Here is a 15,066-nt window from a genome sequence, read left to right on the forward strand (position 1 = left end):
AATATTTGGTTTCTGTGGTTTTTAAAAGGGATTTTAAAGGAACTTAAATAAAATTAAGTATTAAGAGGAGGTATAATCTATGATGCTACATAAAGAGATGATACATATTGTACAAACCCAGCTTGCAATTGATCTAAATTGCACAATCGATGACTTGAATAGAGAAAAAGACAGTGTTATTTTTGTAGCCGCAAAAGAAAATCCAGGACGCAGGCCGTATCCCAGAAAAGAACGTTATTTTGAAATTTTATCTATGGGCAAATCGATTGTGGTATCCGCAACGCCAGAAAGACTATCCATTGCCAAAGCACAAATGCAAGGAAAAGATAGGGACAGCATATTTTCTTTGCCTTTTATTAAAGGATTGTACCTTCATTTTCTTCCTGATTTAAAGAAGATACAGCCGATGTCACCACCAGAACATTTCTCTTATGAAGTAGTTGAGAACGAAGAAATTTCCGGTTTACTCGGGATTGAAGGATTTGAAGATGCAATTATATCTGATAGGAATCATCCCTATCAAACGGTATTGGTAGTACTTGCGAAGAAGAATGGGAAAATTGTTGGCATGGTTGGAGCGTCTAATGTATGTGCAAAGATGTGGCAACTTGGTTTAGAGGTACTTCCTGAATATCGTCATCTGGGGTTAGCAACTTATCTTGTAAACAGGATAACTTTTGAAATATTAAAACGGGGTTGTATACCATTATACGATGTGATCTCAAGTAATATTGCTTCGCAAAGAGTCGCTTACCGAGTAGGATATTATCCAGCTTTTGTGACAGATTGGCGATGTGACTTTAAGGATTTTGAAACTTTATCTAATTAGGAATAATTATAAAGTCACCGATATTGGATTTGCTCCGAGCATGATGTCTGTAGATGGCGTTTATTACAATGTAAATACTTCCAAAAATGATAGGAGAGACGTGGAGCTTTCCTTTTTTTATTAAAAGTTAAGGGGAATATAAATGAAGATACGCTCAGTTTCTTTGGCTATCATTAAGAGAAATGATTGTATTTTGGTAGAGGAGATTCAATACCCTGGGATTCCAACAACGTATTATCGACCCATTGGAGGTACGATAGAATTTGGCGAAAATAGTACGCAAACGCTGATCAGAGAATTGAGAGAAGAATTGAATCAAGAAGTGGAAGAACCCATCCTGATATCAGTTATTGAGAATATTTTTGGCGTTGGGAAAGAAATCGGACATGAAATTGATTTTATATATGAAGTTAGATTCAAAGACAGATCACAATATGATCGGGAAGAGATCGATGGAAAAGAAGGAGCAGCTGAATACAAGGCAACTTGGAAGCCAATTCAATATTTCTTAGAAACAAGGGAGCAAGTGAAATTAATACCGGATGGTTTACTACAACTTTTAACGAAACAGTATGGCACAAACACAAGATCGATAAAACACATAAAGACGAAATAAATGGAGTGATACCATGAAGATAAACAATAAAAGACTTTTATTTTATCTAATTTGGATCATCGTAGGGGCAGTTTTATTACATTATGGGAACTCTCTAATTGATTATTATACGGATCAAGCGCAAAAGTCATATCAATTAGAAGGTGTGATTTGGATATTTGCGATTATGCCGTTTATCTATGGTTTATATCTAGCTTTGTTAGAAGGTCTTCCAAGAGCTCTTAAACTCAACTGGCCTTTATTATTGATCGTGTTTGTTCCTTCCTTTTTACTACTCATTTATCCAATCTTAGCCATGTATTTTGAAATAGAGAATATAGAGATCTTCAAAATCGTAAGCACACATCAAGGAAGCACGATATTCGGAATCGTTAGTGGATTAACACTGATAAAATCACTGACAACAATCAAGACGTAAAAAACAGCTATTTAATGGAGGAGAGGACTTTATCTATGAAAACATTGCCTATAATTGAATTAGAAAGATTAATATTAAGACCTTTTAGCCTTGATGATACAAAGGTAGTACAAGAATTAGCTGGAGATATCTATGTTGCTGAAATGACATTAAATATCCCACATCCATATGATGATGGAGTGGCAAAAGAATGGATAGAAACACATGCAGATGATTTTAATGAAGGCCGCTTACTTACTTTAGCTGTTGTACATAAGGAAGACGACGATGTAATCGGAGCTATAAGTATAGGAATCAATAAGAAGTTTGATCATGGGGAACTTGCTTATTGGATTGGGAAAAAGTATAAAAATAATGGCTATTGTACTGAAGCGGCAAAAGGAATAGTGAAGTATGCTTTTGAAGAATTGAAATTAAATCGTATATTTGCAAGGCATCTAGGAAAGAATCCTGCATCGGGAAAAGTAATGGAGAAAATAGGTATGAGATACGAAGGATTATTAAGACAGCATGCAAAAAAATGGGGTGTATATGAAGATCTGATGTACTATGGACTACTAAAAGATGAATATGATTCAGAGAAGATCTGAGGAATGGCATGTTAGAACAAGGGGGAATTATGGGTTCAAGAATAATGCACTTGATTATTACGAATAAAATTGCAGAACATTTATCAATAAAAGATAGAACCGCCTTTTTAATTGGGGGCGTTGCTCCGGATGCTGTCTCCACGAAGGACTTCTCCCATTTTTTCAAAGGTGAAATACAAGATTTTTCAAGATACATTGATTATAAAGGATTTTTACAGAAATATAGTGCTCAAATTAAAGATCATTATATATTGGATTATTTCACACATTTGATTGCTGATGATGTATGGTTGAAAGGCTTTAATCTTCCTTGGTTGAGGAACCGAATGGAAGCTGATAAAGAATTACTTCATTTATACCATAATGATTTCCGTTTACTGAATGGAAAATTATTAGAATACTATGGTTGTACAGAGGAATTGAGAGAATTGCTTAGTTCTCTGCCTACGATAATGGATTTGGAAGAAGTTAAGTCTAAAGAGGTAGACGCGCTTATTTCTTATGTATTAGAGGATATGGAGTACGACAAAGAAGTTATGAATGAAAAACTTCATGTTTTTGCGTTTGTTCAGATCATTGGTTATATAGAGACATCAGTTGAGTTGGGAATATTGAATATGAAATCTATACTATGAAGGAGGGGATCTGTTTGACTGCTGTTGGAATCCTGGGAACAATTCATGATGAGAAATTAAGAAAACAATACAATTGTTTTCTTGAGTTGTATAAAGACATCATCAGTGATTTTAATCCTGATATTATTTGTGGTGAAGTACACCCTCAAAGTTGGGGGAAATACATAAATAATAAAAATGAAAAAGGCTATTGGGGTGAACCTGCAAGTGAATACTGGGAACTGATCTTCCCGTACTGTGAAGAGCGTAACGTTGAGTTTATACCCATAGATTGGTTTGAATTAGATGTGTGGGAAAATTTCAATCCTTTTAACGATTATTCAGGAGAGAAACGTGAGGAAGTAGAGAGAATCAGCGATGAATGGTTTTCAAAACAAATGAGTACTCATTCTTTTGGGAATATCCCATTTAATTCGATTGAATTTGATAATGTAACAAAAGAAAAATATGCATGGTTATTTCAGATCAATCCAAAAGCTCAAAACTTTCGTTGGATAATAAGAAATCAGATTATGATTCAAAGAGTGAAAAATACAATAGCATCAAACCAAGGTAAGAAAATTCTTTGTATTGTTGGAGCAGATCATAGTTATTGCTTTAAAGAAGAATTAATTACTGAACCAATTATCCTTCAATATCCCCTAAGATAATTCGAATTTTTATCGGAACCTTCAGATAACAAGATAAATAAGAGTGTGGAGGTTTATTGATGACAAGAATTGTAGTCATAACAGTTGGTAAAACCCATAGCGGGAAAACAACGTTTGCTAGAGCTTTGGAACAAAAGATGCACAACTCCCTTGTGATAGACCAAGATAACCATGCCGAATTCATTAATACCCATTACAGAAGCCTTCAACCGAAGCAAGGACCTAATACTATCAAATATGTAATTACGCAAACAATAGTCGATTACGCTGTACATCAGACTGATTTTCATCTGATTCTATGCAACTCAAATCGAGTACGCGAAGGTCGAGTGAATTTGCTAGCTTATTTTCGAGATAAAGGATTTAGGACAATCCTGGTCAATTTTGATCTTTCAGATCATGTTCTTGAAGAGCGAGTCGCTATAAGTCAGCGGAGTACAAATGTATTTAGAAGTGCGTCTACTTTTGAAGAAGTACTTATTAGACAACAGACGGACTCTCACAATCTTGACGAGGTTGCACCATCAGCAGTTGAAGCTGATCAGCTATTTGTGATTCAACAGTCAGATGAAGTTCATGATGTGATTCAAAAAATTGTGAATATTTCTCGAAGTCTATAAGGAGTTAAAATGGGAGGGGCCTACTATGGAAAGAAGGCATGAAGTCTTATTTGAACAGATGAATACGTATCGGAGAGAGCTGCTAGATATGGTTGCTGGTGTACTGAAGTAGAGGCCGAGATAATACCGATGGGAATGAATAATAACATTCGGTGGAATTTGGGACATATTTGTTTGGATCAATACTTATGGATCCGGACACTGACAAAAGAGGAATTACTAATCCCTATGAAATGTAATGAATGGTTTGGTTATGGTACGAGTCCATCCCAGTTCACTGCTGAGACCCCGACATTTTCCCAGCTCATTCCGATTTTGCAACAGCAACCTCGTATTATTCAAGAGAAGTATCAGGATCGTATGGACGAAGAATTTGCTCCGACGGAGATGGGGATGCATACAATAGAACAGGTGCTCATTAGAACCATATTTCATGAAGGATTACATATGGGCGCAATTCAAGCTTTAAAACGGCAGCTGAGCAAAGAACAACATTTCGCATGAATTATTACGGTCACCAGAAAACTACGCTATGAGAAGGTGAATAATGTAACGATATCTAATTATGGTGTTTTGCATACGGAGGAAACTGTGAAAATATATAACTTCAATTTTATTGAATATGCCGGTTGGTGTTATTATGAGTAAGTGGTCTTGGTACATTTTTATAGCTATTGTCTCCCTGATCATCATTACTGGAGTCGTAGTCGATACGCGCAATGCCCGGACTTCATTTCAGGAACTAGTTGTGGATGAGATTGGAGACCCTCATGGCTCACAAGTGATTTCTTCGATATATATAGCGGAATTTCTAGATGGGGAGAACGTAAAGTCAATTACAGTAACGGACATCCAAACGATAAACAAGATCATGAACGTTTTTGCGGAGATCAAACTAAATAGAAGTGATAAAGAACTTTCCATATCAAGTTCCAATTATTATAAGGTGATGATACAGCCAGATAATGGACCTTCGCTTGATGTGAATTTCAATAAAGATAAAATAATGGAGATTCAAAATAGTATCAATATACACAAAAAATACACCTGGACTTATGAGGTCGTAAATGATTTTGATTATTCTTTAATAGAAGCGATGTTACATTAAAAGAACATTGAAGCAAGAAAATTTTATAATTACTGTTTACCCGAGAAATGGTTTTATATATAATGATCATAATCATAACAAATGCGATGACGAGAAGAGTAAATAAAAGAATTCTTGTACAGAGAGCTCCGGCAGCTGAAAAGGGGTAAAGGATTCCTTATTGAACAAAGCCTCAGAGCAGCACATCGGAAACCTATGTAGAGTGGATGGTGTGCCAGGAGCTCCTGTTACAGAGCTAGAGTATATGTATTCACTGTAATGCCGTACTCGATGAGGCTAATATGGCGACATATTGGCAAATTTGGGGTGGTACCGCGAGTATATTAATCTCGTCCCTAAGACTTATGGTCTTGGGGGTGGGGTTTTTTTATTATTTCTTAACGCAATATCAGTCCAAATGTAAGGAATATACACCAAATCAAATGATTTGAATAGTTATCTAGAAGAACTTTATAATATGACCTTGTCCCTTAGGATATTGGTCCCATGAGCTAAGTACAGACGCCACTTCGAAAGGATTGAATCACTTATGTCAGAAAAACTTAAAGTTGGTATTGTTGGTGGAACAGGTATGGTAGGTCAACGCTTCGTTCAATTGCTGGATGAACACCCTTGGTTTAAAGTAACGGCCATTGCAGCAAGTAGTAGTTCTGCAGGAAAAACTTATGAAGAATCGGTGCAAGGAAGATGGAAATTAGCAAGTCCAATTCCTGAAGATGTGAAAAATATCGTCGTGCAGGATGCTTCGAAAGTGGAAGAAGTTGCTGCGGATGTCGACTTTATTTTTTGCGCAGTAGATATGAAGAAAAATGAAATACAAGCATTAGAAGAAGCATATGCAAAAACGGGAACGCCTGTCATTTCTAATAATTCAGCACATCGCTGGACACCTGATATTCCAATGGTCATTCCGGAAATCAATCCAGAGCATATTGAAGTCATTGCAGCACAGAGAAAACGGCTCGGAACTTCAAGAGGATTCATTGCAGTAAAACCTAACTGTTCCATTCAGAGTTATGTTCCTGCACTTCATGCATTGCTTGATTTTAAACCAACGAATGTCGTTGCATCAACATATCAGGCAATATCCGGAGCTGGCAAAAACTTTACGGATTGGCCGGATATGCTGGATAATGTTATTCCTTATATTGGCGGTGAGGAAGAGAAAAGTGAGCAAGAACCACTGCGCATTTGGGGTAGCATTCAAAATGGAGAAATCATTAAAGCAACTTCACCTCTGATCACTACGCAGTGTATTCGCGTTCCTGTTACAGATGGCCATTTAGCTACCGTATTTGCATCGTTTGAGAACAAACCTTCGAAAGATGAAGTTCTTGATCGTTGGAAACAATTTAAAGGACGTCCACAAGAGCTTGGTTTGCCTAGTGCGCCAAAACAGTTCATCACTTATTTTGAAGAAGACAACAGACCACAAACGAAACTGGATCGCGATATTGAGCGCGGTATGGGAGTTTCTGTAGGCAGATTGCGTGAAGATTCGATATATGATTATAAATTTGTAGGACTATCACACAATACGTTGCGCGGAGCAGCAGGCGGTGCCGTTCTGATCGCTGAATTGCTGAAAGCAGAAGGATATATTCAAGCAAAATAGGAACCTCTCGATACCTACCTAATATTTTAAGGCGACAGCTGATAGCTGTCGCCTTTTTCATTTTGGTAAGGTAGAAATCTGACGTATTCATCTGAACAATTATAAATATATGGAAAAAAGTGGGGGCTGCTGGTATAATGTTCTTCATGTAATTTTGCTCATTGATATAGATAACCTAATTTTGAGAGGAAGAGAACCTATATTTTATGAACATGAATCTTGCAATGCCAATGGAAAAACCAGCAATTAAACCTACTCCCGTCTTGGCAACACTTTTGATCGGTGTATTTATCGGTCTATTCAATCAAACGGCATTAAATATGGCATTCACGAATGTGATGAGTGATTTCCATATTCGAACGTCGGATGTCCAGTGGCTAACAACAGGCTATATGTTGGTTCTTGGTATTTTAGTTCCGATATCTGGCATTATCATTCAATGGTTTACTACGAGAACGATCTTTATCTCTTCACTACTACTATCGATAGTAGGTGCGTTATTTGCAGGACTTTCATCAAATTTCGAAATGCTGCTCATTGCCCGGATTGTTCAAGCTATGGGTGTAGGCTTACTAATGCCACTCATGACAAATGTGATCTTAGTGTTATATCCTCCTCAAAAACGGGGAACGGTGATGGGTTTAATGGTACTTGTGATGATGGTTGCTCCAGCCATAGGTCCAACTTTGTCTGGGTTAATTATTGATAGTCTCGGATGGCATGGGATCTTTTGGATCTGTTTACCTTTACTTGCATTCTCTTTTATCTTTGGCCTGATTTATATGCAAAATGTATCGAAGCTGACCAAACCGAAAGTGGATGTTCTTTCTATTGTTTTATCGTCCATAGGATTTGGTGGGATCGTTTATGGATTCAGTAGCGCTGGGAAAGGTGTTGGTGCCTGGGGGCAGCCAAACGTTATTCTCCCGCTTGTTGTCGGGATGGTATCCCTAATTGTGTTCTCGTTACGACAATTCAAACTGGCTCAGCCTATGCTGAATTTACGAGTGTTCCAGTCACCGATGTTTACATTAGGGGTTGTTATCAATTTTTTATGTATGCTGTTGAACTTATCATTGTCTATACTCATGCCTATGTATCTAAAAGGAGGTTTATTGTTAACCGCCTTTGCGGCCGGACTTGTTTTACTTCCTGGAGGAATTTTAAATGGACTTACTTCATTGATTACGGGGCGACTTTTTGACAGATACGGACCTAAATACTTAGTAATCCCCGGATTTCTGATTGCCATTATTACGACTTTTTTATTCTCGGGAATTTCAAGTACCACGTCCGTAATAATGATTGTTGTTTTACATAGCTGTACGTTTATTGGTATTGCGTTGATCATGATGCCTGCGCAAACGAACGGTTTGAATCAATTAAAGCGGGAATATTATCCCGATGGTTCCGCAGTTATGGGTACTCTTCAACAAGTTGCTGGAGCGATTGGAGTTGCCATTGCAATTAGCAATTTGGCTTCTGGTCAAGCTCATTTTATGGAGACGGCTACGGATCCGAGTAACCCTGCGATATTAGCAGAAGCTTTATCCGCTGGCGTTCAGAATGCTTTTTTGTTCGTGTTTGTCATTGCTGTCATTGGTTTTGTTTCTTCGCTTTTCATCAAGAGAATTAGAGTGTAGTACAAAGAGCAGATTAAAAAAAGAAAGAGGAGAGAAATATTTCCTTCTTTCTTTTTTTTGTATTGTTTAAGATAAGACCTGTAGTGAGTCGATCTGTATTTGTTGTTCGTTATAAAAAGTTGTTAATTGCGATAAGTAATAAAATGATGCCGCTTAGCAACGTTCCGAATTGCCCCAATGTAAAGGAACCAATACGAACATTAGCCACTTTTTTTCCGAGCCATACTCCGAGCCATACGGTCAAAAAACTGCCGACAGCTGCGCTTAGTGATATGGCAAAGGGAGATAAACCAATCAGTCCAGCACTCAAGCCGTTGGTGAGCGCATTTGCCGAGAGTGCAATTCCTAAAATGACAGATTCCCCGATCCCAATATGTTTCGAAACGTCCATGTCAAATCGCTCAGGATTCTGAAGTAACGTTCCAATTCCTTTCGTTGCTTGGCTTTCTTGAGTTTCAACTTGCTCATGTTGAGGAAATGCAAGCAAAATAATCCGAAGTCCGATAATGATTAGGACGAAAGCACCCAGGAAAACGGGGAGAGCGCCCGGCAGAACCGTTGAGATCCATTTTCCAAACCAAATCCCTGAAAAGCTCAACAAAAAACATACGATCGAAATAATCAAGTTTGAGAAATGACTAATTTTTAGTTTCCTAATTCCATAAGAAATACCTACACCTAAATTGTCTAGACTGGAAGAAATCGCAAATCCAAAGATGAGTAACCAGACCATAATGAAATATTGCCCTCCTCATGATGCTGAATTTGCTATAAGTGTATGATTTGTTGAGAAAAGAGTGCAGAAAATATGTAAATTCTCAACAGACGTGATTACAAATGGTTTAGAAATATGTGGAGTTTCACAATTATCTCTCATAGAATAACTTACGTTTGTTATTAAGGAAGGAGGGAGTATGATGACGAAAATTGAGGATTCCGCTGATCTTCATATCGGAGAGCTGATCAAGGAACTCATGAAGAAACGTTCGCTTACCATGCGTAAGCTCAGCGAAATGAGTGGGATGGATATTGCGACGATTTCACGAATCGTAAGCGGGAAACAGGAACCGAAACTCAGTCACCTGAAGCTATTTTCTAACCACTTGGAGATTTCAATCGAAGAGCTCGTTGGATCTTCAGATCATAATAAAAGTAATGACAAGAACGATAATCATCTCGCTTATGATCAATCTATCGAAAATATTTTAGAAACATTGGGAACTTCCCAGTTTTATGATACAAATTTCACTAATAGCGATATCGAAATGGAGCTATCAAAGTATGAACAATATGCGCAAACCGAAGAAGGCGACCGTTTGATTAAGCATGATTTTAACAACAAAATAAATCAAATCAATGCAATAGGCCCGTTTATCCAACAATTAAAGAAATTGTATACACGGTACTGTGACGATAAAACTTCAATTACTGATCGTTTTCTTATTGGAAGTGCGTTGTTGTATTTTATTTTATCGGCTGATGTGATCCCGGATTATGTGTTTCCGATTGGTTATTTGGATGATGCGATTGCTGTTCAACTCGTTTTGAGTCGATTAAAGAAGTTAGGAGAAAAATCACTCTAAAAGAAAAGTGCTGAAGTTAGACAGAAACTCTGCTAACACTCAGCACGGTTGGTTAGATAAACACTCCATCATAGGAGCGAATTGATCTAAAAAATGGACACGATTTTATCAAGAATCCCCGTAATATCAAGAAAGACGATGATAATAACGATTGGAATAACGAATCTCATAATAAAAAACCAGATATTAAATGCCGCAGTCCCTAAACGAGAATGCTGTAACAGTTCTTCACGCAAAGTGCTTTTCTTTATCTTCTGTGTAACAAAAATAGAAATTAAAAACACACCGAGTGGCATTAGAATATTACTTACTAAGTAATCTGCTGAATCAAAAATGGTCTTTGAGAAAATGATAATATCTGAAAACACGCTATAAGATAAAGCGGAAGGAATGCCCACAATGAGAATGAGACCACCAATTAGGTAGGCATATTTCTGTCTCTGTCCATTTTTGTCTTTCACTACAGAAGCGACAATAATTTCTAACATCGAAAAGGCCGAAGTTAATGTGGCAAACAAAAATAATGCTAAGAAACCTATTAAGAAAACCTCTCCCAAAATAATCTGATCAAACACGGCAGGTAATACAACAAACAATAAACCGGGTCCTTGGGTCGGCTCTAAACCTAGAGAAAATACAGCTGGGAAAATAGCTAATCCTGCCAATAAGGCAATTAATAAATTCATCGATACGATGGAAATCGCAGGTTGAATTAAGCTTTCTTTTTTAGAGAGATAAGAACTGTAAGTAACCATAACAGATACACCGACACTTAATGAGAAAAAGGCTTGTCCCATAGCGAACAGAATACTCTCAGATGTAATATTGGAGAAATCAGGTGCGAGAAAGAATTTCACGCCTTCCATCGCGTTATCAAGTGTAAGAGAGCGAATGATGAGGACGATAAACAGAATAAATAAAGCAGGCATCAAAATTTTACTCACTTTTTCAATTCCATTTTGAATCCCTTTTGCCACAACGAGAACCGTAATCGCCAAAAATACAAATTGAGCTGCGATGACTAATATTGGATTTCCGATGGTTTGGTTAAAGACGGATCCATAATCTGCTCCTTCGCTTATAATTCCTCCAAACAACCCTTTTACAAAATAGATAACAATCCAACCACCAATGACACTATAAAAAGATAACAAGAGGAAACAAGTGAATACCCCTAACTTTCCAATCCAACTCCAATTACTGTTAGGAGCTATACTCCGATAAGCGCTTATTGCTTCCTTTTGTGTGCTTCGCCCAATCACAAACTCTGCTAATAACAATGGAAAACCCATGAATAAAGAGAATAAGATAAAGAGAAGAAAGAATGCGCCTCCTCCACTTATACCCGTAACATAAGGAAGCTTCCATATCGCGCCTACACCTATGGCTGACCCTGCTGCTGATAAAATAAAACCAATCTTCGATGACCACTGCTCTGAGGTTTGCATGCTTATCAATCCAATCTATTAATATTACGTCCTCCACGAAACAAAATAGAAGACAAAAAAGCCACGTCTCTATCTTTAAAAGATAGGGACGTGGCTATTCACGCGGTACCACCCTAATTGGAAACAATCTTGTTTCCCACTTGTTAAAATAACGGTTTTATCCGTTTTTATACTACTTGCTCTAAGATGCAGTATAAAAAAAGCTCCAAGAATGAAATTCACCAAATCTTTGTATCAGTTTCCACCAACCACTGATTCTCTGTTAACAGGGAGACCGGCTTAATAAAGTTCTCTTCGTCGCTCGTTCGATATTCATAATAATAGTCGAAATTATAGTATGCTGAGACCTATTGGTCAAGTGTTTTTTGTATTATGCATTAGTTTACAGGCATAACCAAATGGGTAAATTGTTTGTACAAGCATGAAAATACAGGAATAGAGGTATCGAATGTAATGAAAAAACAACTGCTTTTTCTTAGTGTCGCAGCGTTTATCGTGTTAGGTGGATGTGGAAATGAGTCAAGTGGACAGCCTGTTTCTGATATGAATCATTCAGAGATGAACCATTCTAGTTCAGGGGAAGTTCCGAATGGTTTAAAAGAAGCAAACAATCCTACCTATCCGGTAGGAAGCGAAGCGATTATACAATCTGAACACATGGAAGGTATGAAAGGTGCGAAAGCTACCATTGTGGGCGCCTATGATACGACAGCTTATGCTGTTTCTTATACCCCAACCACGGGAGGCGAACCCGTGAAAAATCATAAATGGGTTATTCACGAAGAGATTAAAGACGTGAGCAATCAAACTTTGAAACCGGGGACAGAAGTTACCTTAGAGGCAGACCACATGCCTGGTATGAAAGATGCTATTGCAGTCATTGATTCAGCAGAAGATACGACCGTGTATATGGTTGATTACACGCCGGCCACGGGTGGAGAACCAGTAAAAAATCACAAATGGGTTACAGAAAGTGAACTTTCCGCAAAATAAAACTTGAATAAGTTTTAAATAAATTACTTATAAAGAAAGCCTGTATCGTTACGAATACAAGCTTTCTTTTTTTGATAACATGAGTTTATACTAGATTTCTATAAGTTTCAGTCATTGAGTGTTCGTGAGAAAGGTTTAACCTAAAGCGACCTGCCTTTGGATTCCAGAGCCAAAAGGTAGGTTGCTTTTTTAATTGCTATAACAACACAACAATGCTCTATTGTTCATTTGGTTAGTATTTTAAAAATTTTCAATCGTTTTCCTGTTCTATTACGTCTTACGTTTGTAAAAATAGGTTATACCGATTTGCTCGATACCAAAATACAGAGAGAAAGGGGGCGGTACACGGTGGAAGAAACAATAAATCAAGCAAAAAAAGCAAGTTTTGATCTTTTGAATGAGGAGCAATTTATTAAGTATCTATCTGGCCAGCAGCGCAAACTGTACTCAATCGCATATAGCTATCTACGCAATGAAGCAGATGCAATAGAAGTGATACAAGAAGCAACTTGCCGGGCATGGCTAAAAAGAAAAAAGCTGAATAGTGAAGAATCCTTCACCCCTTGGCTTATTCGAATTACGATCAACTGTTGTATGGACGAGCTCAGGAGAAAAAAACGTGTATTTCCAGTCGGAAAATGGATGGATGAACCTGCTCATGAAATGAAAAATAATGATCGGATAGATTTGGAACGGGCAATGGATCAGATGAAGAATAAATATCGTCATGTGGTTATGTTGAAATATTATCAAGACATGACGATTCCTGAAATTGCAAAGATACTGCAGAAGCCGGAAGGCACAATCAAAACCTGGGTTCGAGAAGGACTGAAACAGCTTCGGAAATATCTATAGCTATAGGAGGGGAGATAAGAATGTTGGATAAAGAAGAACGTATTCTTACCCAAGATGCCCAGAAAGTGAAGGAGAATAGTGAACAAGTAAGAGAAATGAAACTTAATAGCGCTGTTCGTATTGGTATTGAAAAAGGGCGGAAACGACAACGAATTATTACCTACGGTGGAGGGGCATTCATTGCCGCAGTGGTTGCTGTATTGATTTTCCTTTCATCAGATGTGTTATTGAATACAGGTCCGAATACCTATTCAGGGCAACCAGTCACTACAAAAAGCTGGAGTGATTCGAACGCCTTTTCCACAAATAAGTCGCTTGAAAACGTACTAAATAATAATTTAATCCAACCTGTATATCAGAGCGTGGAGAAAAACGGTTACCGATTAGAAGTACTCGGAGCGGTCACTGATAGTAGAAAACTATACGTCCTGTATAGTGTAAGGAATAATTCAGATCAAGAAGTAACTCAAGCCGATCCTAATTATTATTATGGAGGAGTCGAAGTCTCTGGTGGCCTAGGACTGGGCGCATCCGTAGAACTGGCACAATCAGGCAACAATATCATCTACCCAGGTGACACTAAAAACTTTATTTATACCACAAACCTTACTCCGTCCACCGCTACTTCGAAAGAGGCAAGATATGAGATTACTATTGGAGAAGGACGAAAGCAAACGGAATTAAAAGTTGCATTCGAGCTTGACTCTACTATGTTTCAGAGCCAGATTCGGACCGTGAACACAGATCGAACGATGACGATTGACGGACAACAGATTCATGTGAAGCAAGTCGTCTATACCCCACTACATACTTATGTGGATTTGGAGTATGACCCAGAAAATACGAAGCATATTTTTCAGTTGGTAGGTCCAGTTTTGATCAGTAAGACAGGAGATCAGAAGGAGAAGTTATATTACCCGAGTATACTCACTTCTGATAATTCAGATATTTACACAGACAAGCTAAAAACTACACTTGTTTTCAACAGCAGTACATTGGATCGTATTGATTCTATCGCACTTCACGCATCAGGGATATCTGCTTTGACAGAAGACCAAATGAAAGTTGTGGTTGACATTCAGAAGAAAGAGATCATCCAAGCGCCGGACAATGACCTCAAAATCATAAAGCCTACAGAACCAGTAGAACTTGGAGAGTTTCTCTTCCAGCGTGAAATTAAAAAGATGGAATTTATGAAAAGCACTGCAATGTGGTTGGATACACAATTTCAGGATGCGAGTGGTGTAAGTCATGACGAAAAACCATTGGTAAGCACACATATAGGAAGTTCTTTTTCTAGATCTTTAAAAGAGGATTCTGGATTATCCGAGGAAGCGTATAACTTTGGAACCGAAGCACTGAACTATCCGCAGCCTCTTACAATAAAGATAGAAAAATATTGGAATCCGATATTGGATAAACAGACTTTGGAGTTGTTGTCAGAGGATTAATTAAGGAGATTA

Annotated in this window: 17 protein-coding genes and 2 other annotated features; of the genes, 15 read left to right on the forward strand and 2 right to left on the reverse strand. The window is 37.7% G+C overall.

Annotated features, from left to right (window positions below; all coding sequences use genetic code 11):
- The first annotated feature begins 79 nt into the window (after positions 1–79).
- The 11 genes from KFT32_RS24705 (at position 80) to KFT32_RS24755 (ending at position 8,724) form a co-directional block, all read left to right on the forward strand.
- Positions 80–829 carry a GNAT family N-acetyltransferase gene (locus KFT32_RS24705; protein WP_211750044.1) on the forward strand — a complete coding sequence of 250 codons (750 nt, stop codon included), beginning with the start codon at positions 80–82 and terminating at the stop codon, positions 827–829.
- Positions 830–971: 142 nt separating this feature from the next.
- Entirely contained in the window at positions 972–1,445 is a 474-nt protein-coding gene (locus tag KFT32_RS24710; RefSeq protein ID WP_211750045.1) for an NUDIX hydrolase, read from the forward strand.
- 13 nt (positions 1,446–1,458) lie between these two features.
- Positions 1,459–1,863, forward strand: coding sequence for a hypothetical protein (locus KFT32_RS24715; RefSeq protein ID WP_211750046.1), 405 nt, complete (start codon positions 1,459–1,461; stop codon positions 1,861–1,863).
- A gap of 35 nt (positions 1,864–1,898) precedes the next feature.
- Positions 1,899–2,453, forward strand: coding sequence for a GNAT family N-acetyltransferase (locus tag KFT32_RS24720; RefSeq protein ID WP_211750047.1), 555 nt, complete (start codon positions 1,899–1,901; stop codon positions 2,451–2,453).
- A gap of 29 nt (positions 2,454–2,482) precedes the next feature.
- Positions 2,483–3,088 carry a hydrolase gene (locus tag KFT32_RS24725; RefSeq protein ID WP_211750068.1) on the forward strand — a complete coding sequence of 202 codons (606 nt, stop codon included), beginning with the start codon at positions 2,483–2,485 and terminating at the stop codon, positions 3,086–3,088.
- 14 nt (positions 3,089–3,102) lie between these two features.
- The gene (locus KFT32_RS24730; RefSeq protein ID WP_211750048.1) at positions 3,103–3,738 is read left to right on the forward strand and encodes a hypothetical protein; all 636 of its coding nucleotides are present in this window, start codon (positions 3,103–3,105) and stop codon (positions 3,736–3,738) included.
- A 59-nt stretch (positions 3,739–3,797) separates the two neighbouring features.
- On the forward strand, positions 3,798–4,358 hold the full coding sequence (locus tag KFT32_RS24735) for an ATP-binding protein (protein ID WP_211750049.1): 561 nt from the start codon (positions 3,798–3,800) through the stop codon (positions 4,356–4,358).
- Positions 4,359–4,493: 135 nt separating this feature from the next.
- Positions 4,494–4,862, forward strand: coding sequence for a DinB family protein (locus KFT32_RS24740; RefSeq protein WP_349304950.1), 369 nt, complete (start codon positions 4,494–4,496; stop codon positions 4,860–4,862).
- Positions 4,863–4,998: 136 nt separating this feature from the next.
- Positions 4,999–5,466, forward strand: coding sequence for a hypothetical protein (locus KFT32_RS24745; protein WP_211750050.1), 468 nt, complete (start codon positions 4,999–5,001; stop codon positions 5,464–5,466).
- A 77-nt stretch (positions 5,467–5,543) separates the two neighbouring features.
- Positions 5,544–5,806: a binding site (T-box leader), on the forward strand.
- A gap of 189 nt (positions 5,807–5,995) precedes the next feature.
- Positions 5,996–7,081: an aspartate-semialdehyde dehydrogenase gene (gene asd / locus KFT32_RS24750; RefSeq protein ID WP_211750051.1), complete on the forward strand. Its 1,086-nt coding sequence runs from the start codon at positions 5,996–5,998 to the stop codon at positions 7,079–7,081.
- 212 nt (positions 7,082–7,293) lie between these two features.
- Positions 7,294–8,724, forward strand: a complete 1,431-nt coding sequence (locus KFT32_RS24755) for an MDR family MFS transporter (RefSeq protein WP_211750069.1) — start codon at positions 7,294–7,296, stop codon at positions 8,722–8,724.
- Between the two features lie 109 nt (positions 8,725–8,833).
- Here the strand turns inward: KFT32_RS24755 and ytaF are convergent, their stop codons facing one another.
- A complete protein-coding gene (gene ytaF / locus KFT32_RS24760) occupies positions 8,834–9,457 on the reverse strand; it encodes a sporulation membrane protein YtaF (RefSeq protein ID WP_211750052.1) in 624 nt (207 codons plus the stop codon).
- Between the two features lie 181 nt (positions 9,458–9,638).
- On the opposite strand from ytaF, the gene KFT32_RS24765 reads away from it, so the two are divergent.
- Positions 9,639–10,307 carry a helix-turn-helix domain-containing protein gene (locus KFT32_RS24765; RefSeq protein ID WP_249436125.1) on the forward strand — a complete coding sequence of 223 codons (669 nt, stop codon included), beginning with the start codon at positions 9,639–9,641 and terminating at the stop codon, positions 10,305–10,307.
- 86 nt (positions 10,308–10,393) lie between these two features.
- On the opposite strand, the gene KFT32_RS24770 is transcribed toward KFT32_RS24765, so the two are convergent.
- On the reverse strand, positions 10,394–11,755 hold the full coding sequence (locus KFT32_RS24770) for a sodium-dependent transporter (RefSeq protein ID WP_211750053.1): 1,362 nt from the start codon (positions 11,753–11,755) through the stop codon (positions 10,394–10,396).
- A gap of 81 nt (positions 11,756–11,836) precedes the next feature.
- Positions 11,837–12,062: a binding site (T-box leader), on the reverse strand.
- 146 nt (positions 12,063–12,208) lie between these two features.
- On the opposite strand from KFT32_RS24770, the gene KFT32_RS24775 reads away from it, so the two are divergent.
- The 3 genes from KFT32_RS24775 to KFT32_RS24785 all read left to right on the forward strand — a co-directional run bounded on the left by KFT32_RS24775 (position 12,209) and on the right by KFT32_RS24785 (position 15,054).
- Entirely contained in the window at positions 12,209–12,748 is a 540-nt protein-coding gene (locus KFT32_RS24775; RefSeq protein WP_211750054.1) for a YdhK family protein, read from the forward strand.
- A gap of 348 nt (positions 12,749–13,096) precedes the next feature.
- Positions 13,097–13,603, forward strand: a complete 507-nt coding sequence (locus KFT32_RS24780; RefSeq protein WP_349304949.1) for an RNA polymerase sigma factor — start codon at positions 13,097–13,099, stop codon at positions 13,601–13,603.
- Positions 13,604–13,623: 20 nt separating this feature from the next.
- Entirely contained in the window at positions 13,624–15,054 is a 1,431-nt protein-coding gene (locus KFT32_RS24785) for a DUF4179 domain-containing protein (protein ID WP_211750055.1), read from the forward strand.
- Positions 15,055–15,066: the final 12 nt, after the last annotated feature.

Origin of the sequence: Paenibacillus sp. Marseille-Q4541 (assembly GCF_018310695.1) — a bacterium.
In the GTDB taxonomy this organism is placed as follows: domain Bacteria; phylum Bacillota; class Bacilli; order Paenibacillales; family Paenibacillaceae; genus Paenibacillus.

What these genes read in the sequence shown, in the direction of transcription:
- KFT32_RS24745 (WP_211750050.1), top strand. Translation starts at nt 4,999, where the DNA reads ATGAGTAAGTGGTCTTGGTACATTTTTATAGCTATTGTCTCCCTGATC.
- KFT32_RS24715 (WP_211750046.1), top strand. Translation starts at nt 1,459, where the DNA reads ATGAAGATAAACAATAAAAGACTTTTATTTTATCTAATTTGGATCATC.
- KFT32_RS24710 (WP_211750045.1), top strand. Translation starts at nt 972, where the DNA reads ATGAAGATACGCTCAGTTTCTTTGGCTATCATTAAGAGAAATGATTGT.
- KFT32_RS24775 (WP_211750054.1), top strand. Translation starts at nt 12,209, where the DNA reads ATGAAAAAACAACTGCTTTTTCTTAGTGTCGCAGCGTTTATCGTGTTA.
- KFT32_RS24765 (WP_249436125.1), top strand. Translation starts at nt 9,639, where the DNA reads ATGATGACGAAAATTGAGGATTCCGCTGATCTTCATATCGGAGAGCTG.
- KFT32_RS24705 (WP_211750044.1), top strand. Translation starts at nt 80, where the DNA reads ATGATGCTACATAAAGAGATGATACATATTGTACAAACCCAGCTTGCA.
- KFT32_RS24785 (WP_211750055.1), top strand. Translation starts at nt 13,624, where the DNA reads ATGTTGGATAAAGAAGAACGTATTCTTACCCAAGATGCCCAGAAAGTG.
- KFT32_RS24720 (WP_211750047.1), top strand. Translation starts at nt 1,899, where the DNA reads ATGAAAACATTGCCTATAATTGAATTAGAAAGATTAATATTAAGACCT.
- KFT32_RS24770 (WP_211750053.1), bottom strand. Translation starts at nt 11,755, where the DNA reads ATGCAAACCTCAGAGCAGTGGTCATCGAAGATTGGTTTTATTTTATCA.
- KFT32_RS24725 (WP_211750068.1), top strand. Translation starts at nt 2,483, where the DNA reads ATGGGTTCAAGAATAATGCACTTGATTATTACGAATAAAATTGCAGAA.
- KFT32_RS24740 (WP_349304950.1), top strand. Translation starts at nt 4,494, where the DNA reads ATGAATAATAACATTCGGTGGAATTTGGGACATATTTGTTTGGATCAA.
- asd (WP_211750051.1), top strand. Translation starts at nt 5,996, where the DNA reads ATGTCAGAAAAACTTAAAGTTGGTATTGTTGGTGGAACAGGTATGGTA.
- KFT32_RS24735 (WP_211750049.1), top strand. Translation starts at nt 3,798, where the DNA reads ATGACAAGAATTGTAGTCATAACAGTTGGTAAAACCCATAGCGGGAAA.
- KFT32_RS24755 (WP_211750069.1), top strand. Translation starts at nt 7,294, where the DNA reads ATGAATCTTGCAATGCCAATGGAAAAACCAGCAATTAAACCTACTCCC.
- ytaF (WP_211750052.1), bottom strand. Translation starts at nt 9,457, where the DNA reads ATGGTCTGGTTACTCATCTTTGGATTTGCGATTTCTTCCAGTCTAGAC.